Genomic DNA, 23,234 nt, shown 5'->3' with positions numbered 1-23,234 from the left:
GGGATTTAGGGGCATTTTAATAGATTTATTCCACCGCGTCATACACCACCACCCGCTGCCAGTAGCGCGCGCAGGTTTCGACGAACTTTAGGTGAATCGGATCTTCCTGATAAGCGTCGTGGGCGGCTTTGTCGCGGAACACGTACGTTAGCGACCAGTCGTAGGAATGATCGATCACCGGACGGCGGGTTTCGGCGGGTTTGCCAATGTACAAAGCATCAAAGTGTTTGATGCCCCGGAGAGTTTCCAGGCCGTCGCGCAGGGCCTGACGGTCGGCGTCGCTCTCGGGATTGTTGAGCCAAAAATAAACGGTATGAACAAACATGGATGTCTTCTCGACCGGTTCGCCGGTACGGTTTCGTGGTAACGGGTTTTGAGCCGGAAAACTAACTATTTTTCTCCAACTGCTTCACCAATACATCGAAATCTTTCGGATAGGGCGCTTCGAACTCCGTCCGTTCACCGTTCAGCAATTCGAATGTGAGGGAGCGGGCGTGCAGGGCCACGCGTTGAATCAGCGATTGCTCCTCAGTATCTTTCTTGAGATTAAATTTCCGCTTCAGTTCCGACAGAAAAACCGGTTTTCCGCCGTAGGTCGGGTCGTTGGCAATCGGCGCTTTCAGGCACATCAGGTGAACGCGAATCTGGTGCATCCGGCCCGTAATCGGAATGCATTCAACCAGTGTATGCAGCCGAAACACTTTCAGCGTGTTGAAAATCGTCTCGGCCTCCTTGCCCTTCTGCCGGTCGATTTTTACGGCGGTGCGGTCTTTGAGAGCGGCAATGGGCAAATACACCGAAATGCCCTCAAAATCGTGGACGCCATCGGCCACGGCATGATAGCGTTTGGTCACTTCGCGGTGCTCAAACTGCATGGCCAGGTGCCGGTATGCTTCCGGATTTTTGGCAATCGCCAGAATCCCGGACGTTTCTTTGTCGAGCCGGTGACCGAGCTGCGCATCGGCGTGGTAGGCTTTGGCCATCCGCAGGATACTCAGGCTTTTATCGGCGCTGCGTTCATCGAGCGAGGCAATACCGGGCGGCTTATTGATCAGAATGTAGTCGTCGTTCTCGAAAATAATCAGGTCTTCAAAATTTAGTCTCATGCTGCAAAGTTCCTGAAGAACAGAATGCTATCCAAGCCAAAAAGATTCCCGGCTAAAAAACCGACTGGTCATTGCCCGTAAATGGATCTGAGAAGGCAATTATCCCCTATTTTGCAAACCTAAAAGACAGAAACATGTCGTATTGCTCCGCCATTGAAACCATGACCGCCGACCGAAAGGCGCTCCACCAGGCCTACCACGACCATCATTACGGTTTTCCGATTCACGACGACAACGAACTGTTTGCGCGGCTGGTGCTGGAAATCAACCAGGCCGGTTTGAGCTGGGAAACCATTTTGCGAAAAGAAGCCGGTTTTCGGCAAGCGTACGACAATTTCGTGATTGAAACCGTTGCCGCCTATACCGATGCCGACCGCGCGCGGCTACTGGCGGACCCGGGCATCATCCGCAACCGGCTCAAAATCAATGCCGCCATCGAAAACGCGAAAACCATTCTGACATTGCGGGAAACGTACGGTTCATTCGGGAAGTGGCTGGAATTTCACCACCCGAAAACGAAAGACCAATGGGTGAGACTGTTTAAAAAGACGTTTCGTTTTACCGGCGGTGAAATTGTGAATGAATTCCTGATGAGCATCGGTTACCTGCCCGGCGCGCACGCCGATACGTGCGCGATTTACGCGAAAGTACTGGAATCCCGGCCCTTGTGGGCACAGGCCGGTTAACGAAACCGGTCAGTCGGCTTTGTCGAGCTTGAAACTGAAGGTCGTCCCCTTGTCGAGTTTGCTCATGACCGTAATTTTCGACTTGTGGGCGTTCAAAATGTGCTTCACGATAGCCAGGCCCAGGCCGGTGCCGCCCCGTTCCTTCGAGCGGCTTTTGTCGACGCGGTAAAACCGTTCAAAAATCCGGTTGAGGTGATCGGGCGGGATGCCCGGCCCGTTGTCGCGCACCTGAATGATGTACTGCTTTTTTTCCTCTTCAAAACTGACCATCACCTTTCCGCCCTCGTTGCCGTATTTGATGGCGTTTTCGATGAGGTTGGTCATGACCTGGCTGATGCGCTGCGGATCGGCTTTGACGAGTACCGCACCGGGCGGGTCGGCCTTGATTTTCAGCGTCGTCTGGCGTTTGGAGGCCGTATTTTCGAGCTGTTCGAATACCTCCAGCGTCATCAGGTACAGGTCGACCGTTTCGAAGTTCATCTTGACTTCGCCGGTTTCCAGTTGTGAGAGCGCCACGAGGTCTTTTACCAGCGCGTCCAGCCCGTCGAGGCTTTTGGCGGCTTTCGACAGGAATTTGTCGCGCACTTTTTCGTCGTCGATGGCCCCGTCGATGAGCGTGTGCAGAAAGCCCTGCGCGGCAAAAATGGGCGTTTTCAGCTCGTGCGAAACGTCGGCCAGAAACTCGCGCCGAAACTGCTCCAGCCGCCGGAGTTCTTCGATTTCCTTCTGCTTGCGGGCCACGTAGACGAAAATCTCGTCGTTGAGTTTTTTGAACGGATTGTTGCTTTTGATGATATTGCTGCGGGAAATCGAAAAATCCCGGATGCGGAGTTTGTGGATCGTTTTGTAAAGCTTGTTGACTTCCCGGTAAACCAGAATTTCGATGGCATACAGAATCAGGAAAAACGAGACGATCAGCGACGACATCGCCACCACGAACAGCATGCTTTTTGTGACGCCTTCGACAAACGCCAGAAACGCTACGGTCAGGCCCGAAATCAGACCGGCCAGCAGAAAAGCGATAACGCGGGGACTAAACGACATGTTGTAAAGGTAAATGCTTACCCTTCATTATTGAACATGTACCCGACGCCTTTGAGGGTTTTGATGTAGTTTTCGCCAATTTTTTCCCGCAGTTTCCGGATGTGTACGTCGACGGTGCGTTCGAGCACGTAAATATCGACGCCCCAGATTTTTTGCAACAGCTCCTCGCGACCGAACACCTTGTTGGGCGACAAGGCCAGAAAAAACAGCAGTTCGAACTCTTTTTTGGGCAAAACGACGGTTTTGTCGGCCGTCGTGACGGTGTAATTCTGCCGGTTGATGACCAGCCCACCGATTTCGATTTTTTCGCCCGGATCGGCTTTCTGGGCTTCGCGCCGGAACAGGGCGTTGATCCGGCTCATCAGCGCGCGCGGCTTGATGGGCTTCGTAATGTAGTCGTCGGCGCCGATTTCGAAAGCGGCTACTTCGGAGTATTCTTCAGAACGGGCGGTTAAATACAGGATATAGGTTTGACGCAGATCGGGCAGGGTGCGGAGCTGGCGACCGGTTTCGATCCCGTCGAGTTGGGGCATCATGATGTCGAGCAGCACCAATTCTGGCACAAATGCACGGGCCGTGTCGAGGGCTTTCCGCCCGTCGGAAGCCGTCCGAACATCGTATCCTTCTTTCTCCAAATTGTATTGCAACATCTCAACGATATCCGGATCGTCGTCGACGACCAGCACACGGTGAAGCTGCTGCGAATTCTTTGCGGCACTCATTCGACAGGTTTGTTGGTGTAATTCAGACCCGAAGTTACGCGCTGTGTCAGCAATTTTACGAAGTTAACTTTATTGTTAACAAAAACTTAACACGCCCTAAACGCCATCGTTGGCATACGGTGGGATCGATAAGATACGCCAAATTCGTGGATGCCCAAAGCTGTTTTCCGTTATAAAACAGTCGCTGCTTTCTTTTCCACCTTTTTCATCTGGAAACCGCTCGTCTTTAGCCGGTTTTGGCACTTCCGATAATGAATTTAATTACTCGCAACCGTCAGGTATTGGGTAAAGCAGATGGATCTTCAGTAGTATGGCTGTTTGTCACCGTAATCCGAATTCAGGCTATCAAGCCCATAAAACGTTTTCCCATCTTCAACCCTTTGTTATCGCTGGGCTGAGCCACAGTCGGTTGACTGATCTATAGAAGCTGGCTCATTTTTTTCGAATGAAAAATAGCCTTCCCCGCTCATTGGTCATGGCCAAATCGGTCTTGTTCAAAAACGTAATTCCCTCGGTCTGCCCCCTCGGAACCCGTAGGCAACGCGTCGGATGCCGGAAGCTCACCCGGTTATTCCGCAGGTCGAACAGAAAAATTTTGCCGTACGTCAACACCGCCAGCGTCCGGCCATCGGGGCTGATGGCGGCATCCGTCACCATACTTTTCAGGAAAACACTGTCAATGGGCAGCAGGGCGTAGTCGCCGGCTTTGGCGGGCAAACCGTACAAGTTGACAAACCGTCGGGGCTTTGAGCGGTTTTTTGAAACCAGAAACAGGCTGTCGTGGGCGGCAAATAAAGCTTCACTGTCAAAATTCCGTGTATCTTTCGCAGCCGGAAAGGTTTGTTGCCGGGCGTAGTGAAACGCTATTTGCTCAAAATCGCTTGGTTGAGTAGCATTCACGCGATAAATCCGAAGGTCGCGCCGGGTATTGGCGTTGTTGCCAATATCTCCGATGAAGAACGATGTCGTATCCGGCAGGGCCAGCGCTTCCCAATCCTGGTTTTTCAGAGCAGGCAAGGGCAACGAATCGACCAGCGAACCATCGCTGGCCACTTCGTAGAGCGTGGGTCGGCCCCCGCTGTCGTTGTGCGTCCAGAAGGTTTTCCGGTTAGGGTTGTAAGCTAATCCGGAACTTTCATTGATCGGTTTTGTAAACCGTCCTGATCGCGTTACCGTATATAATGAGCGTCCGCTCCGAAAACCGCTGTGTTTTTTTTCCGCATGGCAGGAACAAAGAGCCACTTTGAGCGAGAATAAAAAAAGAAAAAAAGAAGTCATTTGTGTCGCTAATTGAATAGTTTTCGGCTCCGTACCCACGGACTTTAGTCCGTGTGAGTTAATATTAACTTCTGGATTTGGAATAATTCACACGGACTAAAGTCCGTGGGTACGTTCAGGGCGAAAACCGTAGCCAAAAGTATGGAAAACAAGTTTCCCGAAGTCAATTTACCGTCGTACGTCCGGCTGGCCTGTATTCTGATTATCCTCACGATTCTGGTCTACTGGTTGTCGGCCATGCAGGAGTTGCTGGTCCCGCTGGTTTTTTCGGTCCTGTTCGCCATGATTCTCTACCCGATCAACCACCGGCTCGAACGCTGGCGGGTGCCGCGCGTGCCAGCCATTCTGGTCTGTCTGGTCATTGTCATCGGTTTTCTGTATCTGCTGTTCTACCTGATTTCGCTTCAGATTACGAGTTTCACCGCCGAGGCTCCGAAATTGGTGGAGCGAGGCAATCAGATTCTGGACCGGCTGCAAACGTTCGGTGAAGACCGGTTTCACATCGAGCGGGCCCGAATCGCGGCCGAAGCCAAGCGGTATTTCAACGACCTGATTCGGGAAAGCGGTTCTTTTCTGACTTCCACCTTGCTGGCAACCACCAACACGCTCTCGACCATCTCGATTGTCCCGCTGTATATTTTCTTTCTGATGCTGTACCGGGACTTTTTCCGGTCGTTTTTTTATAAGGTATTCAGCAATACGAAGCGGGCCAAACTGGACATTGTCTTTGGCCGGATTTATACCGTTGTAAAAGACTATCTGGTTGGGCTGGTGCTGGTGATTTTTATTGTTGGCGTCCTAAACACCGTTGGTCTGTTAATTTTGGGCATCGATTACGCGGTTTTCTTCGGTTTTCTGGGTGCGTTCATGATTCTGATTCCGTACATCGGTATTCTGATCGGGTCGTTGTTACCAGCCTTATTTACTCTCCTGACCAACGACAATCCGCTGATTGCGCTGGGGGTAATCGGCGTTTTTTCGTTTGTGCAAATTCTGGAAGGTAACTTCATCACGCCGTATATCGTCGGCTCTAAAGTCAGTATCAACCCGCTGGCAGCCATCATCGTCCTGTTGTTATGGGGCCAGTTGTGGGGCGTAACGGGCCTGATTCTGGCGCTGCCCATGACGGCCATCCTCAAAGTGATTTTCGATGCCGTCGGACCGCTCAAACCCTACGGTTTCCTGCTCGGCGAGGCCGAACGCCAGAAAACCCGGCCGCTGAACGTCAAAGAACTGACCGACAAACTCCCCAAAAAAGTAAAAGATCTGGTGGATTGACCCCCACGCCACTAGCAGCCACCATTTCGCAGCAAACCGCCAAGCCCTGCGGGCTTGGCGGTTTGCTAGAATTTGAGTGGGTCGAGGTTTTTGAAGTGACCGTTCATCTTGATGCGGTCTTTGGTGCGTTCCATTTCGGCCACAACGGGCAACACGCGGTCGAGGTGGCGAATCAGGAAGCGTTGACGGTCGTTTTCCGTTTCAATCGTCAGCAGTTCGTACTCTTCGTCGACCGAGAGACCAATTTTGTGGGCTACCCGGAACGACAGCAGTGGCTCGATGGTGTCGATGTCCGCCTTAATCTGTAGCAGTTCATACAACCGGCTCAGTTTACCCGCCAGTTCGTACAGATGGTTGCCCATGTCGGGAAGTGTTTCGAGCACGTTTACACGCCCAGCCGCGTAGAGCTTGCCCGACCCGGGGTTTTCAAAATCGACAATCTGGAAGATGCGTAGGCCTTTGGTTTTGATGTCCATCCGACCGTCGTCGTAGCGCTTGTGCAGGGTTGTTACCTGCATCTCGGTACCGTAGCCGGGGAGTTTGTTATTCAGAAAAACCGGAATGCCAAACGGCTGGCCGGTTTCCAGGCATTCACCGATCAGTTGCCGGTAGCGCTCCTCAAAAATGTGCAAATTCAGATCTTCGTGAGGGTATACTACTAAATTCAGTGGGAAAAGGGGCAGGTAAATTTCCATACTGTAGTAGACTGATTAGACACAAGAGAAAAGAAGTGAGATTAACGTTCTCTTTTTCAACCGAGTAGTCGCTCGTCTATTCTCTTTCTTCTTTTGCCTGAGTATAGATATCTTTTTCGACCGTTACGCCCACGCTGTAAATCTCCGGCAGCGGGTTCTGACGCATGTATTGCCGCAGCCGGATGGTGTACTTGCCGCTCTGCGGGAAACGGTAGTTTTTGAGCATACTGATCCGGTGATCAAACAGATCGCCCAGGCCATCGCCGTACGGTTTGCCGGTTTTCGGGTCGAGCAGCGTCAGTTCGTCCTGCTTCGATTCCAGCACTTTTCCGCTGGCGTCAAGCAGATACCGCCGGATAAACAGGTTGTAATACGGGTACGCGACGCTGTTGCGGATGTTGTAATAAACAGAATAGGTAAGCGTGGTATCTTCAATCTCGAACGTAAATTCCGGTGCGTTATTGATGTACCAGGTGCCATCTTTAATGTCTTCAATGCCTTTGTAAACCGCCTTCTCGTCGCAACCCGCAAGCAACCACCCTAATCCGGCCAGTAATCCTATCAGTAATTTTTTCATGCGCTTCATGCGGTCTTTGTGCAAAGCTACGAGCCTCTCCGTAAGATTCAAATAACGCCGTGACCGCAAACTTTAGGATAAAAAACTACGAAAATAGTTTGGAAACTTTCCGAAGCGTTTTATATTCGTTCCTCTGAGTCAGGGACTTGCTCCCGCTAGTCGGATAACATTAACCTAAAACAAGCACAATGGAAAAGCTAACCGCAAAAGAAGAAGAAATCATGCAGGTGTTATGGAAGGTCGAACAGTCGTTCGTTAAAGACATGCTGCCTTACTTTACCGATCCCCCGCTCCACTACAATACGGTTTCGACCATCATCCGGAATCTGGAAGAAAAAGGCTATGTGGGCCATCAGGCCTATGGTAACACCCATGAGTATTACCCAATTATCAGTAAAGAAGACTACCAAAACCGCTTTGTGCTGAAAAAAGTGGTGTCTGACTACTTCGACGATTCCTACAAAAACCTGGTGAGCTATTTTGCCAAGAAGGAAAAAATTTCGGTGGATGAATTGAAGGAAATCATTACGATGATTGAGAAAGGGCAATAGCCATGAGCCTGTTGATCTACCTCCTGCAAGCGGGCCTGGTGCTGGCGGTGCTGACGCTTTGCTACCGGTTGCTGCTCCGCCGGGCCACCTGGTTTGGCCTGAACCGGTATCTGCTCGCGCTGAACGTGGCGCTGGCGGTCCTGCTGCCGTTGGTAGAAGTGCCCGACTTCCGGCCCGCACCAGTCCGGAATCTGGTCCGGCAAACCGTTCCGAACCTGAACGTGCTCGACTGGTCGCGGTTAAAACCGGCTCACGCCTTCCCAACCGCCCCAAAACCGTCGGTTCAGCAACCCGCCGAGCGGGCTGCGACCCAACCCATCGAAGAACCGTTTCCGTGGCCGCAACTGTTGCTGTGGGTCTATCTGGCGGGCGTTATTTTTCTGACCGGGCGGCTCCTGATGCAGTTGCTGTCGCTGGCCCGGCTGATCGGACGGTCGGAGCGGTCGTGGGAGGAAGATATCTGGCTGGTGGTCAGTCCCGAAGTGCGGGCACCTTTTTCTTTTTTTCACTGGGTCGTTCTGAATCCGGCTTTGTACGAGCCGGATGAATTCGAGCAGGTTTTAGTCCATGAGCGGGTTCATAGTCGCCAGTGGCATAGCCTGGATATGCTGCTGGCCGAACTCCTCCGGATTGTTTTCTGGTTCAACCCGTTTGCCTGGTGGCACCAGCAACTGGTGCAGGAAAACCTCGAATACCTCGTCGACCGGGAGGTGCTCGAAGAAGGCGTCGAGAAAAAAACCTACCAGTATTACCTGCTGAAAGCCAGTTTGTCGGGCGAAATTCCGGTTCCGGTCCGCCCCACCACCAACTCGTTCAATCAGTCGCTGCTGAAAAACCGGATTTCGATGATGAACCGAAAAAGCGCCCGGGGCTCGGCCTGGTTTTACCTGCTCTTTGGCGGAACGACTCTGCTGGCCAGCACGGCGTTTACGGTGCCCAAATCGGTGTCAAAGTACGTCGTCGAAAACCGTAGCGGGGTTTTCGGACTCATTACGGCCGTCACGACGCTGCCCGATCTGGAAGTGATGCGGGGGGCTTTTGCCGAAAAAGGCATGACCATGCAATACCAGGCTGACCTGAATCCGGCGGGTCAGATCGATTATATTTCGGTGGAGGTAAAAACCGGCAGCAAGGTCGTTGCCCGGTCGCTCCGCCAGATTCCGCCCTTTGTCATTACGGCCATGCAACCCAATCCGGCCAAACCTTTCGTGGTGCAGACCACTCGCCGGGTGATGCAACTGCCCGACACCCTGTTTTCGATCTGGGAACGCGAAAAACCGATTGTGGTACTCAACGGCCGAATCCTGAACCTGCGCCCGGGCCAACCCTTCGGCTTCGGCTCTCAATCGGATTACCGACGAACTGTCCTGACCGCCTGGGAAGCGGTCACCCGATTTGGCACCCACGGTCGGTACGGGGCCACAATCATCGACGGCAAAATTCTGGATGCGGTTTTCTCAGCCAATCCCGACATCATGGCGCTGGGCCGTCAGCTTTTGTACCGGGGAACGCTGCCGCCGGACCAGCTTCGGACGTTTACGTTCCTGAAGGATGGAAAAGTGTGCTCGTACGAAGAATTTCGGGCGGTATCCGCTGAAGACAAAATTTCGGTGGCGGTTTTCGATCAGCGGACGGCCGGAACGGTGCGCCCGGCGTTCACAACCAAAGGCTTAGTTGTCATGACAACCAAAAATCAGTTGCTGGCCAAGTAACAGGTTCCCTACTCGACCATGAAAATATCTCCTCTCTTTTCACAACGCCCGGAGCGGTTCGCGTTTGTAAATCGTTTTGGGTCACGGTTTTTGAAAAACCGCATTCGGATGATGAACCAGAAGACTAAATACCGGTGGTCGTGGCCGGTGTATGTCTTTCTCTTCGCCATAACGGGCCTCGTCACAACGATGGCCGCTGTTGAAAAACGGAACCGAACGACGCAGCCGCTGGTGCTTAAAAAAGAAACGCCGGAGCGTGCCGTTGCCAAGGTTTCCAGCAGGGTCAAACCGGCCAGCTTCCGGGCCGAACCGGCGGCTGCGGTTTTGGCGGAATCCTCCGGGAAAGAAGCAGAAATTGGACTGATTGCGCTGGATTCAGCGAAAACCGTTGCCGAAGAAAAATCGGATGCAGTTGAAAGAAAGAGTCGGTATGTGGTGCAAAAAGGGGAGGTACTTTATTGGGTACTTACGCCAAAAATGTCGTTTAATGAGTTGATTGAGCTAAAACAGACCATTGAGAAAGCCAGTCTGTACACCTTTGACTTCAATACAATCAAGTTCGACCCGTTTCAATTGTACATCGACGCCATCGGGGTAACAATTCATCAGGAAAAAGGTGGTTCGGGGTCGGCGTCGGACGGCGATGAAAACGATAAACCGATCCAGTCGATTGGCGGCTATCTATCTACCACCGAGCGCGGCTCGCTGAGCATTGGCAAAATGACTGGCGACTTGCCCGCCGTTTTGGAACAGCTTGCGAAAGACGACGAAAAAGCCGTTGAGGCTTTGTTCGCAGAAAACCGGATGGCTTATTTTATTGCCAAACAGCGGAAGGTCTTTTCCGGAGGCACCACCACGGTAAAAGGCGATTGGCTCCGCGACAACCCGGGCCGCCGGAACGAAGGGCTGGGCGTGTTCATCAACGCCGAAAACCGGCTGCAACTGTATCATCCCGAAAACGTGACGGTGATCATCAACGGCCGGGAAATGAACCCCAGCGAGGTGGCAGCAATGGATCCAAAGCAGCTTCATACGGTGATCGTGACGGACGTTCGGGACGAAGCCGCCGGACCGGGCCGCAAAAAACGGTACATTCAGCTTTTTGAGTCTCAACCCCTGGAGGAATCCCGATAAACGCAGTTCTGGCCGCGCTACTACGTGCTCAGTCCGCTTAACTCCGTTGATTTTTAACCAAATACCCCATTTCTCGGTTTAACGTGAGTCGTTTCATCGTTCACTAAACTCCGCTCCGGCGATTCCCTTGCAACCGTTGGTAAACCTGCTTTTTTTCGTTCTCTTTGTAGCCTGCACCAAACCCGGCGCAGACGACGACGGTATGATAACGAACCCCACGGCTTCGGCACACGCCTACCCCTACCTTGCCCTCGGCGATTCCTATACCATCGGTGAAAGCGTACCGGATGCCGACCGCTGGAGCGTCCAGCTCGCCGGTTTACTCCGGAAAGACGGCGTCGATGTGGCCGATCCGGACATCATCGCCCGCACCGGCTGGACGACTGCCGAACTCAGCGAGGCCATTCAAAAAAGCGGGAATCAAAAGACCTACGGCCTGGTGTCGCTGCTGATCGGCGTCAACAACCAATACCGGGGACAGGATACAGATCGATATCGCACCGAGGTCCGGGCGTTGTTGCAAACCGCCCGGCGTTTTGCCGGAAACAGCCCAAACCGGGTGTTTGTGCTGTCGATTCCGGATTGGGGCGTCACACCGTTTGCGGCCGGTTCCGGGCGCGATCGCCAGCAGATTGCTCGGGAAATCGACGCCTTTAACGCCGTGGCCCAGGACGAATGCCGGAAAGCCAGCATTGCCTACATCGACATTACGCCCACCTCGCGCGCAGCGGCTGGCGATCGGTCGCAAATTGCCGACGATGACCTGCATTTTTCGGGGAAACAATACCGGTTGTGGGCCGAACAAGCCCTGCCGGTGGTGAAGACGTTGTTGGAGTAAGCTACTGATCGTCCTCAGCGACTTCCTTTTCCTTGGGCCGCTCGTAGGTAATTTTGCCTTTGTCGTCCCACTCGCTGATGACGTAAGGCTCAAATTCTTCGGTCCAGCGGTCGCGGCCATATTGAGTAATTTTCTTGCGTTGCCGACGGTATTGGTAGTATTCCACCCAACGGCCGACTTTGACGCCGTGGTCGTACTTTCCTTCAGCCGCCAGTTGCCCACCCTCGTAGAACGCCATGTACTGGCCATGTACCTGCCCGAACTCCTTCGGTAACACTTCCTTAATTTTGGTGTGAGCCGAGTCGTAGTAGGTAATTTCGGATTCGGCCGGGAAACCCCGGAACCACTTCTGTTTGTCGAGCAGCAGGTAGTTGGCGTCGTACTTTTCCCAGCGGCCGTCTTTCGCGCCGATGTAATAGAAGCCTTCTTCGAGCAGAACGCCGTTCTGGTAGCGTTTGTACGGCCCGTGCAGGATCATTACTTTATCCTTGTCCTTGATCAGCGCCGACGAAACCCGCCCGGCTTTCGGGTCGAACCAGTAGGTTTCGCGGACGTACGGATTGGGCTGGCGGTATTGTTTCAGAACCGTAAATTTTTCAATAATCGTCCGGTCGCCACTGCCAAATTTGGTGTACTGCTCGACAATCGGGATGCCTTCGTATTCCGTCTTCAGCAGCCGGGCTTTCTTCCGGCGCTCAGCTTTGTCTTTCTGGTCCTCCTTGAACTGTTTGACTTTCAGACCCAGGTCCGGCAAGGTCTCACTCATTAGTGTTTCCACGCCCGAGGGCATAAACGAGGGACCAGTTTTGTCACCCTTCTTCGATTTTTCCGTCACCGGAGCCTGCGATGTCGTGAAGGAGTTCTGGACGGGCGACGTAGTCGTTTGGGCCATCCCGAGCTGCCAGCCCATTACCAATAAGCTTATTAAAGCAATTCGTTTCATGCAACCGTAAAAAATCAGCCTGCGCGGTTCAGGCGAAATAGTACTAGTATTGAACGCACTTTCCGGAGTTTTATTTTCTGAATCGGACCATGTATTGGCTGGTTGAAAAAGCCGTTCGTCAGACTCCGGCTGATACCGTCTGCCTTGTAACTTTTTCGCCGACCCCTACGTTAACCCTATAAATTTACTACATTTACCACTACGACATTTGACCGGTTTATCCGGCGTATCGCTACCAATTGCGCTATGGAAACCACGACTATTCATATTCAGACTGAAAGACGCTTTCTGGGTATTTTTCAGGAAGTTGCCAAAGCAGTGGGTGCAACAATCTCTTCAGAATCCGTGCCAACGCAAGAGTTAACGCTTGATCAAGTCATTGAGCAGGGCGAGAAAGACTTTCGCGAAGGCCGTGGCGTCACCCTGACCATTGACCAACTCCGTGCCATGGTTGATCATGCCGCGTGAAGCAACCTTTTCTACCATTTCCCTTACCCAATATGCAACCTGGGTGGCGACGCAACCCCGGGTCGCCCGAAAAATCATTGAGCTGATCGAGGAATGTTGCCGTACTCCTTTTGAAGGAAAGGGTAAACCCGAAGCCTTAAAAGGAAATTATTCAGGCTATTGGTCAAGGCGAATTACCGACGAGCATCGACTGATCTATAAAGTTGATAATCAAATCGTTTATATTTTGTCCTGTCATGGACATTATGCGTGAAAGGTTTTCTCAAAAACCGTGCATAACTTCGTTCAAAAATAACGAATTGTGGAAAAAGACGCTAAACTATACGTAGCCGGTCACCGGGGCATGGTTGGCTCGGCGATTGTCCGAAAACTACAGGCCGAAGGCTTCGAGAACCTCTTGCTCCGTACGTCGTCCGAACTCGACTTACGCAACCAGGCCGCCGTCGAAGACTTCTTTGCCACCGAAAAACCGGATTACGTGTTCCTGGCAGCCGCCAAAGTGGGCGGGATTGTGGCCAATAACACCTACCGCGCCGATTTTCTGTACGACAACCTGCTGATCGAAGCGAACATCATTCACCAGTCGTACCGGACGGGCGTCAAAAAGCTGCTGTTTCTGGGATCGTCATGCATTTACCCGAAACTGGCTCCGCAGCCCCTAAAGGAAGAATACCTCTTGAGCGGTTTTCTGGAACAGACCAACGAGCCTTACGCCATCGCCAAAATTACCGGCATCAAGCTGTGCGAATCGTACCGGCGGCAATACGGCTGCAACTTCATTTCGGCCATGCCGACGAACCTGTACGGCCCGAACGACAACTACGATTTGCAGAACTCGCACGTCTTGCCCGCGTTGATCCGGAAATTCCACGAAGCCAAAGTGAACAACCAACCGGAAGTCGAAGTCTGGGGCACGGGTTCGCCACGCCGGGAATTCCTGCACGCCGACGACCTGGCCGACGCCTGTTTCTTCCTGATGGAAAACTACGACGAGGAGCTATTTGTCAACATCGGAACGGGCGTCGACGAAACGATCCGCGAGCTGGTCGATCAGGTGCAGAAGGTGGTGGGCTACGAAGGCGAGGTGCGCTGGAATACCGAAAAACCGGACGGAACACCCCGCAAACTCATGGATGTCTCGCGGCTGCACGCGATGGGCTGGCAACACCGGATTTCGCTAAAAGACGGGCTGGAGCTGACGTACCAGGATTTCCTGGCAAATGAGGAGTTGTATGTGGAATGAGGTTTTAGGTTATTACACAGAGTTAATCAGAGAAAATCGGGGTTAATCAGAGATCTCTCTGATTAACCCCGATTTTCTCTGATTAACTCTGTGTAATAACATCTACCCCACTTTCTTCGCCGGATTACCGAACACCGTCGCCCCCGCTTCGACGTTTTCGATCACGACCGAACCCGCCCCGATCCGCGCATTTTTGCCGATCGTCACGCCCGCTACGATGGTGACGCCCGTGCCGATGAACGCGCCTTCTTCCACCGTCACGGCGGGGTTGATGAAACTACCCGTGCCAACATGCACAAAGTCGCCCAGCTTGGCCTGCGCGTCGATGACCGAGCCGGACTGAATGATGCAATGCTGCCCAATTTCGGCAAACGGATTGACCACCACCCGGGCCGCAATCAGGTTGCCGTGGCCAATGCTGGCGAGCGCCGAGACGATGGCCGTGTCGTGAATGGCGTTGACGGGCTGCACGTGCCGCCGGTCGTTGAGCAGTTTGACTAGCTTTTTCCGGACGCGCGTATCGCCCAGCGCCACGAATGCTTCGCACTTCTGTCCAATGAGTTTCAGAAAACCGTCGTCGTCGGTTTCGCCCAGGACCGAGACATCGCCGTATTCCTTGCCGTGTAAATTTTTATCGTCGTCGAGCAAGCCGTAGACCACCACGCCGTTGCGCTGGAAAATATCCAGCGCCGTGACGCCCAAACTGCCTGCTCCAAAGATGAGAACCGGATTCTCCATAGTCAAAAAATGCGTTATCGTATTGTTAACAAACCGCCCGGGCGTCTGAAAAAGTTTGCATTACGGTAAAATTACGGAAATAGATACATCATAACTGGTACCTATTTTCGACCATGAAACACAATACCCATTTCCGAACAATCGTCATTTCGGATGTGCATTTGGGAACAAGCGGTTCGAAGGCAAAAGAAGTAACCGATTTTCTGAAGTACTACAGTTGTCAGAAATTAATTCTCAACGGCGACATCATCGACGGCTGGCAACTGCGCCGGGGGGGCGAGTGGAAGAAAAAACACACGGCGTTCTGGCGGGCGGTTTTAAAAGCGATGGACAAGCACGATACGCGGGTAATTTACCTGCGCGGTAATCACGACGACTTCCTGGACCAGATCATGCCGCTGCGGCTGGGGAAATTCTTCTCGATCCGCAAAGACTACATCCTGACTTCCGGCGAAAAGCGGTTTTACATCACCCACGGTGATGTTTTTGATACCATTACGACCCAAATGAAGTGGCTGGCGTACCTGGGCGATCTGGGCTACACGTTTCTGCTGTGGGTCAATAAATGCTATAACAACTACCGCGCCTGGCGGGGGCTGTCGTACTATTCGCTCTCGCAGCGCATCAAACACCGGGTGAAACAGGCAGTCAGTTACATTTCGGATTTTGAGGAAAAGCTGACCGAACTCGCCAAAGCCCGCAACTGCGACGGCGTGATCTGCGGCCATATTCACCATCCGGCCATCCGGAAGTTCGGCGAACTGATCTACATGAATTCCGGCGACTGGGTCGAGTCACTGAGTGCGCTGGTCGAAGACCACGAGGGCAACTGGAACCTGCTGTATTATAGCTCCGAACTCGAAAAAGCCGAGTCGCAGCCCGAATTGTACCACTCCTGATTCCGCATTTTTCCTTGCCAGCTTCCGGGATTTTTAGCTAACTTCCGGTTTAGAAGCACTGGCACGTATGAAAATTCTGCATACCGCAGACTGGCATTTAGGAAAGCGGCTTTACAAACACGATCTGCGTGACGACCACGTCCGGTTTCTGGACTGGCTGGTCGAAACCATCGAAAACCGCGCGATCGACGTGCTGCTCATTTCTGGGGACGTGTTCGACACCACGAACCCCAACGACGGGTCGATGCAACTGTATTACCAGTTTCTGACCCGGATGCTGCCGCTCGAACGCCGAATCATCATCACGGGCGGCAACCACGATTCGCCGAGCAAGCTCAACGCACCCCGCGAACTGCTCCGGCACCTGAACATGCACGTCGTGGGCTGCACCACCGGCAACTGCACCGACGAAATCATCCGACTCACCACCGGCTCCACTGACCTGCTCGTGGCCGCTGTGCCGTACCTGCGCGACAGCGACCTCCGGCAATCCATTTCGGGGCAAGCTTACGAAGAACGCATCGAAGCCGTGCGGATGGGCATCCGGAATCACTACGAACGCATCATCGACCACTGCCAGACCGATTACCGAAACGTGCCGGTTTTGGCGATGGGGCATCTGTACGTCAACGGGGCCACGGTTTCGCCCGAAAGCGAGCGCGAAATCCACGCCGTGGGCGGTCAGGCGGCTTTTTCGTCTGAGCATTTCCCCCCCGGATTTGACTACGTGGCGCTGGGGCATATTCACGTTCCTCAGCAGATTGGCGGAGTCCAAACCGTGCGTTACTCCGGTTCGCCGATTCCGCTGAGCTTCGGTGAGCGCGACAACCACCATCAGGCGCTGGAAATAACGGTTGAAAACGGAAAAATCAGCGCCATCGAATCGGTTCCGGTACCCCGGTTCCGGTCGTTGCGGCAGGTGGCCGGACCCCTGGAAGCGGTACAGGAGATGCTCGAAAAACTGGAAGAAACCGATGCGCTGACGACGCTGGTCGAAGTGCTGGTCGAAGAAGAAAACGAGAGTCTGGTGATCCGGCAGCAGTTCGAGAAATTGCAGCGCGACTACGCCAACGCCCCGTTTCAGATCGCCAAAACCCGGCTGACGTTTCGCAACAAGCTCAGAGGACTCGACGCGCTGTACGTGGCCGATACGCAGTTGCAGGACCTCTCGTACCTCGATGTGTTCAACCGGCGGCTGGATGCCTCGCAGGTGGAGGGCGACGAGCGAACGGCGCTCGTGGAAGCCTACAAGGAGTTGTACCGACTGGTTACGGAACAAGCGACCCACCCCATTCCATTGCATGAAAATCCGACAAATACGCTTTCGTAACATCAATTCCTTTTACGGCGAACACCCGCCGATTCAGTTCAACGAAGGACTGTTGAAAAGCACCGGGCTGTTTGTCATTGCCGGGCCGACCGGGGCCGGAAAATCCACGCTGCTCGACGTAATCACGCTGGCGCTGTTCAACCGCGTACCCCGGATTTCGGGCGCGATTTCGAACGCCAGCATCATTGAGGAAGGCTTGTTGGTCAACCAGCAGGCGGCTCTGGAACCCAGCACAGCGGCTTATGCGGAGGTGGAGTATGAAGTGGGCGGGAAAGCCTACCGCGCGCGCTGGTCAATCAAGAAAAACCGCAACGGCAACTGGAACAATTACGAGATGGAGATTGCCTTTCTGCCCGACGGACAGACGGAAGGCCAGTTGCTGCCCATCAAAGGATTGAGCGAATTTCCGAAGAAAAACGAGGAGCTGATCGGCCTGACCTACGACCAGTTTATCCGGTCGATTGTGCTGGCGCAGGGCGCTTTCGACCAGTTTCTGAAAGCCCGGGCGGCCGAACGGAGCAAGATGCTCGAACGAATAACCGGCACCGAAATTTACCGCCAGCTCAGCCAGCGGGCACACCTGGTTAACCGGGAGTTTGAGCGTCAGATTCGGGAGAAACGGCAGGAAGTTGGCTTAATCAGCGTACTGACCGACGAACAGGTAGCGGAGTTGAAAACTCGCCAGAAAGCCCTCGGAAATCGGCTGGACGAACTTGCCCGGGACGTTGTTTTTTACACGAACGAAGAAAAATTCCTGCGGCAAATCACCGACGCCGACCAGCAACTGACGGGGCTGGCAACTCGTCAGCAAACGCTGGAAGCAAAGCGACGGACGTTTGTGCCGGATGCCGAACGCTTGCAGCGGCACGAACAGGTGGCCGATTTAGCGGCTCAGTTTGCCGACATTGCCAACGCCGAACGAAACCGGAAAACCGCTGAACAGGATCAGCAGAGATCTAACGACAATCTAGCCTATTTAACTGAACAGCAGGCGGTTTTGATCGAAAAAGCTCAAACGCTCACACATAAAACTGGTCTGACCGGGCAGACGTTCGAGAAAGACCTGCGTGATTTTCAGGAAACCGTGCTGGAGCTGACGCATCGCTACCAGACGGAGCGCGATAAGGCAAAACCGGCTTTCAGCGCCATTAAAAGGGAACTGGAAAGTACGAAACTCGACTGGTTCAAAATGTTGGATGTGCGGGATGTCGACGGCATGACGGAGCGCGTGAACGGGCGGCTGCACGAGTTGAACCGGCAACTGGTGCAGATAGAACAAGAGTACCCGTCGCTGACCCCGGCGTCCATTCAAAGTGACCTAAACCGGCTACTGGAGCAAGATAGTAATCTGGCCGAGTTGCGCACGCTGCTCGTTCAACAGCAGGAACGGCTGCTCGACGGAACGACCCTGAACGGCAAAATCAACGACCATACGACTTTTCTGACGGAACACCAAAAGCCGTTGGGCGAACTGGCCGACGAGGTGGGCGAGTTGCAGCAAAAACTGGATCAGTTGCAGGCCAAAAAACGGCGGCTGACCGAAGAAGCCGATCTGGACGAACTCCGGAAGGCGCTCATAGACGGTGAGCCCTGCCCGTTGTGCGGTTCAACCGACCATCCGTACGCCCAGCATTACATCAACCAGGTCGGGACGCTCGAAGTGGAATTGCGGCTGGCGACGGCCGATTGGGAGAAGAAAAAGAAAGAATACGAAGCGCTGCAAAACCGGCTGCTGAGAATCCAGTCGGAACTGGACGCGTATTCAGATCAGCGGAATCAGCTTCGGAGGGCTTATTCCGAAAAGAAAAGCCTGATCTCGAACCGGCTCTCGACGCTCGCGCTGGACCCCGAACTGTCGCCGGAGGAGATCACGGATACGCAGCAACTGATTCAGAAGCAGCGGGAGGAACTGAACGAAATTCGGATGCTTTGGGAGCACGAGACGGTTTTGCGTCGGCTCTCGGACGACTTGAAAACCGTGCAGGAAAGCAAGGTGCAGGCCGAAGCCTTGAAGGCGCAACGGGAGCAGTTGTTCGCGGGCGACGATGTGCGGGCGGTTTGCGAAGGGCTTGCCAGTCAGTTTACGGCCATTCAGGCCCAAACCGGCACCCAGCAAAGTCTGCTGGCAAAGGCGGTTTTGGAATACGCGGAAGCCGACCAAACGTATCAAAATCTGCTCAAGGCGGTACAGCCGGTTTTGCAGGAACGCGGTTTTGACAACTTGGCCGACGCCCGGGCCGGTCTACTCGAAACAGCGGAAGTCCGGCGGTTGCAGGAGTTAAAAACCGCACTGGATAAGGAGTCGGAGGAGATTAGCCGGAAACAAACCGAAGAAACGACCAGGCGCCAGCAAGCCGCCGATGCCTGCCAGACCGCCCTGTCGCTGGACGAGGTGACAGCCAAATTGCAGGAAACAAAGAAAGAGGAAACCCGCGAACGCGAAAGCATCGGTTACTACAAACGGCAACTGGAGGAAGACAAGGAAAAACGCCGAAATCACAAAAAACTGCTCAAAGACCTCGACAAGCTCGAAGCCGACGCCCGGCCCTGGCACGAACTCGACCGGCTGATCGGCAGCGCCAAAGGCGACGATTACAGCAAATTTGCGCAGGGTCTGACACTGGCGCAGCTCATCGGCTTAGCCAACCGCCGGTTGAAAGAACTGTCGGACCGGTATCTATTGCTAAAACCGCGCGACGGTCAGGACGAGTTGTACGTGGTGGATTTGTACCAGGGCAGCACCGAACGCACGGTTTCGAGTTTGTCGGGAGGCGAAACGTTCACGTTGAGTCTGGCGCTGGCGCTCGGCCTGTCGGACCTGGCTTCCCAGAACGTGCAGATCGACAGCCTGTTCATCGACGAAGGCTTCGGCACCCTCGACCCCGACACGCTCGATACGGCCATTGCCATGCTTGAAAAATTGCAGCACGACAGCAAAAAGACGATTGGTATTATTTCCCACCGGCACGAAATCAAGGAGCGTATCAGCGTCCAGATTCAGGTGGAAAAAGGCATGGAGGGGAAGAGTACGGTGAAGGTGTTGGAATTGTAACCCTAAACCGGCTTACAACTCCCCAATATCTTCGTTCCAGACCTCCGGTTTTTGCGCAATGAACTGGTTCATCATCTCGACGCATTCGGGCAAATCGAGGTCGATGACCTCCACGCCGTGTTCTTCCATGAACGCCCGCGCACCGGCAAAGGTCCGTGACTCGCCGACGATCACTTTCGGAATTTTGAACTGCACGATGGTTCCGGCGCACATGTAGCACGGCATGAGCGTCGAGTAAATGACGGTGTTGCGGAACGAGCCGACGCGCCCGGCGTTGTTGAGACAGTCCATCTCACCATGCAGAATCGGATTGTCTTCCTGCACCCGCTTGTTGTGGCCCGATGCCACCAGCTTTCCGTCTTTCACCAGCGCCGAGCCGATGGGAATTCCGCCTTCCGACAAACTTTTCCGGGCCTGCCGAATGGCCTCCTGCATGAATTCGTCGTTCATGGTTAAAACCGGTTTAGTGAAAAGCCCACGATCGAAACCGTGGGCCAGGATGATTATCGCCGTTTTTTCGTTTTTGGTTCTTTAACGGTTTTCCCCCGTTTGCCAGCGGATGAGCCGCCCGACCGCCGGGCCGACCGGTTTTCCCCATCGGGACTACTCCGGCGGGTCAGGCGGTTTTTGAGCGCCAGTTTGACCGGGCCTTTGTCATCGACCAGCCACAAATCCAGACTCCGGCGGGCCAGATTAGCCTCTTTGACGCGAACCGTCACGGCATCGCCGAACGCGAAAATGCGCTTGTTCCGCTTGCCGATCAGCCGGTAGTTGTCTTTGTCGAATTCGTAGAAATCGTCTTCCAGGTCGGTCATCCGGACGAGTCCTTCAGCGCTGGTTTCGGTAATTTCCACAAACATTCCAAAATCCGTCACACCCGTGATGATCCCCGCAAACTCCTGGTCGCGGTCCATGCGGTTCATGAATTCGACCTGCTTGTACTTGATCGACGCCCGTTCGGCCTCCACGGCCACGCGCTCGCGGTCGGACGCCTGTTTGCAGCGGGCTTCGTACTCCTCTTTATCGACCGATTTGCCGCCGTCCAGGTAATGCTGCAACAGCCGGTGCGCCATCATGTCGGGGTAGCGTCGGATCGGCGACGTAAAGTGCGAATACCGCCGGAACGCCAGCCCGAAGTGCCCGATGTCCTCGGTGCTGTAGCGGGCTTTGGCCATCGTCCGAATGGCGAGTTGCTGCAAAGCGTTCTGCTCCGGCTGCCCTTCCAGGCTATCCATCATCGTATTGAACGACTTCGACAGCTCTTTCTCGCTATCGACCTTAAGTTTGTACCCAAACTTCCCGGCGAACGTGGCAAACGTCCGGAGCTTCTCGAAATCCGGCGAATCGTGAACGCGGTACACCATCACGTTCGGGTGATCCCCGCGCGACAACCCGTGTACAAATTCGGCTACCCGCTTGTTAGCCAGCAACATAAACTCCTCGATCAGCTTGTGAGCGTCTTTCCGAACTTTGGGGTATACCGACAACGGAACACCGTTTTCGTCCAGTTTGAACTTCACTTCGACGGTTTCAAAATTGATCGCCCCGTGCCGAAACCGCTCGTCGCGCAGCTTAAACGCCAGTTCGTTCAGCAGCCGCAGTTCTTCCAGGTAATCGCCCTGCCCACTATCGACCACGTCCTGCGCTTCTTCGTACGCAAACCGGCGGTCGGAGTGAATCACCGTCCGGCCGAACCATTCTTTCTTGACCTTGGCATCAGGCGTCATTTCAAAAACCGCCGAAAACGTCAGCTTGTCCTCATTCGGTCGCAGCGAACAGAGGTTGTTCGACAGTTTTTCGGGCAGCATCGGCACCACGCGGTCTACGAGGTAAACCGAGGTGCCGCGTTTAAACGCTTCGTCTTCCAGCGCCGTACCGAGCCGGATGTAATGCGTCACGTCCGCAATGTGGACGCCAATTTCGTAGTTGCCGTTGTCGAGGATCTGAACCGACAGCGCATCGTCAAAATCCTTGGCGTCTTCGGGGTCGATCGTAAATGTCGTTACCCCGCGCATGTCGCGCCGTTTCTGAATTTCTTCGTCCGGAATTTGCTCTGAAATCCGCTCCGATTCCTGCTCGACGGCCTCCGGGAAGTAAATCGGCAAGCCGAATTCGGCCAGAATGGCGTGCATTTCGGTGTTGTTCTCCCCGGCTTTTCCCAAAACGGAAATCACCTCGCCTTCGGGCCGGTGCCGACCGTCGGGAAACCGGGTCATCCGAACGATAACTTTATCGCCGTCTTTGGCCTCGCCCAGTTTATCCTTCGGCACATAAATTTCCTCGTAAAGCTTCTTGCTATCGGGAATCACCTGCCCATAATTCGGCCAGGTCGCAATCCGGCCAACCAGCTCCGACCGGCCCCGTTCGACAATCTCGGTGACCCGGCCTTCCACCCGGCGGCTACGGCCCTGCGAACCGCGCGAACCGCTCAGCCGAACCACTTTTACCTTATCCCCGTCGACGGCTCCGTTGAGGTCGTCGGTGCTGACGTACACATCGTCGTCGCGGTCGCCCGAACCGGTACTGACGAACGCAAACCGGGGATTTACGTGATCGACGGTTCCTTCAACAGTCCGGTCGTCTTCGTTAAACTGGTAGGTGCCGTCCGTATGGCGGGTCAGGACGCCTTCGTCGGTCAATTCGCCAATCAGACCGTGGGTAATCAGTTTCATTTTCCGGTCCTGAACGTCGAAGTTATCGAGCACAGCGGCCTGGGAAAACGATTCTTTGCTATTGATTTCGAAGAAAGCCGCAATGTCGTTCTTCATTTCGTCGAGAAACGAATGCGCCGACTGCACCGGGCTGCGCCGGCTGTGGTTTTCTCGTGGTTTATTTCGGTTATTTCTCATGTGTTTTTCTTGGGTGAAGGGTTGTTACACAGGGTTGATCAGGGAGTATCAGAGTTAATCGGAGAAATACTTTGATGAACCCTGATTTTCT

General features: G+C 53.9%; 23 protein-coding genes. 12 read left to right on the top strand and 11 right to left on the bottom strand.

The window, feature by feature from the left end; all coding sequences use genetic code 11:
- Positions 1-25: 25 nt before the first annotated feature.
- Positions 26-325, bottom strand: coding sequence for a Dabb family protein (locus ACO2Q8_RS11005; protein ID WP_423344856.1), 300 nt, complete (start codon positions 323-325; stop codon positions 26-28).
- A 61-nt stretch (positions 326-386) separates the two neighbouring features.
- The gene (locus tag ACO2Q8_RS11000; protein ID WP_423344855.1) at positions 387-1,106 is read right to left on the bottom strand and encodes an RluA family pseudouridine synthase; all 720 of its coding nucleotides are present in this window, start codon (positions 1,104-1,106) and stop codon (positions 387-389) included.
- Between the two features lie 134 nt (positions 1,107-1,240).
- Here ACO2Q8_RS11000 and ACO2Q8_RS10995 point away from each other — a divergent pair, with 134 nt between their 5' ends.
- Entirely contained in the window at positions 1,241-1,792 is a 552-nt protein-coding gene (locus ACO2Q8_RS10995) for a DNA-3-methyladenine glycosylase I (protein WP_423344854.1), read from the top strand.
- A 9-nt stretch (positions 1,793-1,801) separates the two neighbouring features.
- Here the strand turns inward: ACO2Q8_RS10995 and ACO2Q8_RS10990 are convergent, their stop codons facing one another.
- The 3 genes from ACO2Q8_RS10990 to ACO2Q8_RS10980 form a co-directional block, all read right to left on the bottom strand.
- Positions 1,802-2,836, bottom strand: a complete 1,035-nt coding sequence (locus ACO2Q8_RS10990; RefSeq protein ID WP_423344853.1) for a sensor histidine kinase — start codon at positions 2,834-2,836, stop codon at positions 1,802-1,804.
- Between the two features lie 17 nt (positions 2,837-2,853).
- On the bottom strand, positions 2,854-3,558 hold the full coding sequence (locus tag ACO2Q8_RS10985) for a response regulator transcription factor (RefSeq protein ID WP_423344852.1): 705 nt from the start codon (positions 3,556-3,558) through the stop codon (positions 2,854-2,856).
- 432 nt (positions 3,559-3,990) lie between these two features.
- Positions 3,991-4,836, bottom strand: a complete 846-nt coding sequence (locus tag ACO2Q8_RS10980; RefSeq protein ID WP_423344851.1) for an SdiA-regulated domain-containing protein — start codon at positions 4,834-4,836, stop codon at positions 3,991-3,993.
- Between the two features lie 141 nt (positions 4,837-4,977).
- On the opposite strand from ACO2Q8_RS10980, the gene ACO2Q8_RS10975 reads away from it, so the two are divergent.
- On the top strand, positions 4,978-6,114 hold the full coding sequence (locus ACO2Q8_RS10975; protein WP_423344850.1) for an AI-2E family transporter: 1,137 nt from the start codon (positions 4,978-4,980) through the stop codon (positions 6,112-6,114).
- A gap of 65 nt (positions 6,115-6,179) precedes the next feature.
- On the opposite strand, the gene ACO2Q8_RS10970 is transcribed toward ACO2Q8_RS10975, so the two are convergent.
- A complete protein-coding gene (locus ACO2Q8_RS10970; RefSeq protein ID WP_423344849.1) occupies positions 6,180-6,809 on the bottom strand; it encodes an LON peptidase substrate-binding domain-containing protein in 630 nt (209 codons plus the stop codon).
- 76 nt (positions 6,810-6,885) lie between these two features.
- On the bottom strand, positions 6,886-7,386 hold the full coding sequence (locus ACO2Q8_RS10965; protein ID WP_423344848.1) for a gliding motility lipoprotein GldH: 501 nt from the start codon (positions 7,384-7,386) through the stop codon (positions 6,886-6,888).
- 188 nt (positions 7,387-7,574) lie between these two features.
- Between ACO2Q8_RS10965 and ACO2Q8_RS10960 the strand changes: the two genes are divergently transcribed.
- From ACO2Q8_RS10960 to ACO2Q8_RS10945, 4 genes are all read left to right on the top strand, one after another.
- Entirely contained in the window at positions 7,575-7,937 is a 363-nt protein-coding gene (locus ACO2Q8_RS10960; RefSeq protein ID WP_423344847.1) for a BlaI/MecI/CopY family transcriptional regulator, read from the top strand.
- Positions 7,938-7,939: 2 nt separating this feature from the next.
- Positions 7,940-9,649, top strand: coding sequence for a M56 family metallopeptidase (locus tag ACO2Q8_RS10955; RefSeq protein WP_423344846.1), 1,710 nt, complete (start codon positions 7,940-7,942; stop codon positions 9,647-9,649).
- Positions 9,650-9,667: 18 nt separating this feature from the next.
- Complete coding sequence (locus tag ACO2Q8_RS10950; RefSeq protein ID WP_423344845.1) at positions 9,668-10,783, top strand: hypothetical protein; 1,116 nt, start codon at positions 9,668-9,670, stop codon at positions 10,781-10,783.
- Between the two features lie 202 nt (positions 10,784-10,985).
- Complete coding sequence (locus tag ACO2Q8_RS10945; protein WP_423344844.1) at positions 10,986-11,621, top strand: SGNH/GDSL hydrolase family protein; 636 nt, start codon at positions 10,986-10,988, stop codon at positions 11,619-11,621.
- 1 nt (position 11,622) lies between these two features.
- On the opposite strand, the gene ACO2Q8_RS10940 is transcribed toward ACO2Q8_RS10945, so the two are convergent.
- Positions 11,623-12,564: a toxin-antitoxin system YwqK family antitoxin gene (locus ACO2Q8_RS10940; protein ID WP_423344843.1), complete on the bottom strand. Its 942-nt coding sequence runs from the start codon at positions 12,562-12,564 to the stop codon at positions 11,623-11,625.
- 246 nt (positions 12,565-12,810) lie between these two features.
- Between ACO2Q8_RS10940 and ACO2Q8_RS10935 the strand changes: the two genes are divergently transcribed.
- From ACO2Q8_RS10935 to fcl, 3 genes are read left to right on the top strand one after another with little or no spacing between them, the layout of a single operon-like run.
- Positions 12,811-13,032: a hypothetical protein gene (locus ACO2Q8_RS10935; RefSeq protein WP_423344842.1), complete on the top strand. Its 222-nt coding sequence runs from the start codon at positions 12,811-12,813 to the stop codon at positions 13,030-13,032.
- Complete coding sequence (locus ACO2Q8_RS10930; RefSeq protein ID WP_423344841.1) at positions 13,007-13,285, top strand: Txe/YoeB family addiction module toxin; 279 nt, start codon at positions 13,007-13,009, stop codon at positions 13,283-13,285. The genes ACO2Q8_RS10935 and ACO2Q8_RS10930 overlap by 26 nt, the downstream gene beginning before the upstream one ends.
- A 48-nt stretch (positions 13,286-13,333) precedes the next feature.
- Positions 13,334-14,275, top strand: coding sequence for a GDP-L-fucose synthase (gene fcl, locus ACO2Q8_RS10925; protein WP_423344840.1), 942 nt, complete (start codon positions 13,334-13,336; stop codon positions 14,273-14,275).
- Positions 14,276-14,377: 102 nt separating this feature from the next.
- On the opposite strand, the gene ACO2Q8_RS10920 is transcribed toward fcl, so the two are convergent.
- A complete protein-coding gene (locus ACO2Q8_RS10920) occupies positions 14,378-15,013 on the bottom strand; it encodes an acetyltransferase (protein WP_423344839.1) in 636 nt (211 codons plus the stop codon).
- 113 nt (positions 15,014-15,126) lie between these two features.
- On the opposite strand from ACO2Q8_RS10920, the gene ACO2Q8_RS10915 reads away from it, so the two are divergent.
- The 3 genes from ACO2Q8_RS10915 (at position 15,127) to ACO2Q8_RS10905 (ending at position 20,294) form a co-directional block, all read left to right on the top strand.
- Positions 15,127-15,912, top strand: a complete 786-nt coding sequence (locus tag ACO2Q8_RS10915) for a UDP-2,3-diacylglucosamine diphosphatase (protein WP_423344838.1) — start codon at positions 15,127-15,129, stop codon at positions 15,910-15,912.
- A 67-nt stretch (positions 15,913-15,979) separates the two neighbouring features.
- Complete coding sequence (gene sbcD / locus ACO2Q8_RS10910) at positions 15,980-17,242, top strand: exonuclease subunit SbcD (protein ID WP_423344837.1); 1,263 nt, start codon at positions 15,980-15,982, stop codon at positions 17,240-17,242.
- Entirely contained in the window at positions 17,214-20,294 is a 3,081-nt protein-coding gene (locus ACO2Q8_RS10905) for an AAA family ATPase (RefSeq protein WP_423344836.1), read from the top strand. The genes sbcD and ACO2Q8_RS10905 overlap by 29 nt, the downstream gene beginning before the upstream one ends.
- Positions 20,295-20,306: 12 nt before the next feature.
- Here the strand turns inward: ACO2Q8_RS10905 and ACO2Q8_RS10900 are convergent, their stop codons facing one another.
- Both ACO2Q8_RS10900 and rnr read right to left on the bottom strand, forming a co-directional pair.
- Positions 20,307-20,744: a nucleoside deaminase gene (locus ACO2Q8_RS10900; protein WP_423344835.1), complete on the bottom strand. Its 438-nt coding sequence runs from the start codon at positions 20,742-20,744 to the stop codon at positions 20,307-20,309.
- Positions 20,745-20,797: 53 nt separating this feature from the next.
- The gene (gene rnr / locus ACO2Q8_RS10895) at positions 20,798-23,143 is read right to left on the bottom strand and encodes a ribonuclease R (protein ID WP_423344834.1); all 2,346 of its coding nucleotides are present in this window, start codon (positions 23,141-23,143) and stop codon (positions 20,798-20,800) included.
- Between the last annotated feature and the right edge of the window lie 91 nt (positions 23,144-23,234).

It is taken from the genome of Larkinella sp. VNQ87 (assembly GCF_049445795.1).
Classification (GTDB): Bacteria; Bacteroidota; Bacteroidia; order Cytophagales; family Spirosomataceae; genus Larkinella.
The sequence above is the reverse complement of the archived record's forward strand: the minus strand, read 5'-3'. Positions and strand labels throughout refer to the sequence as shown.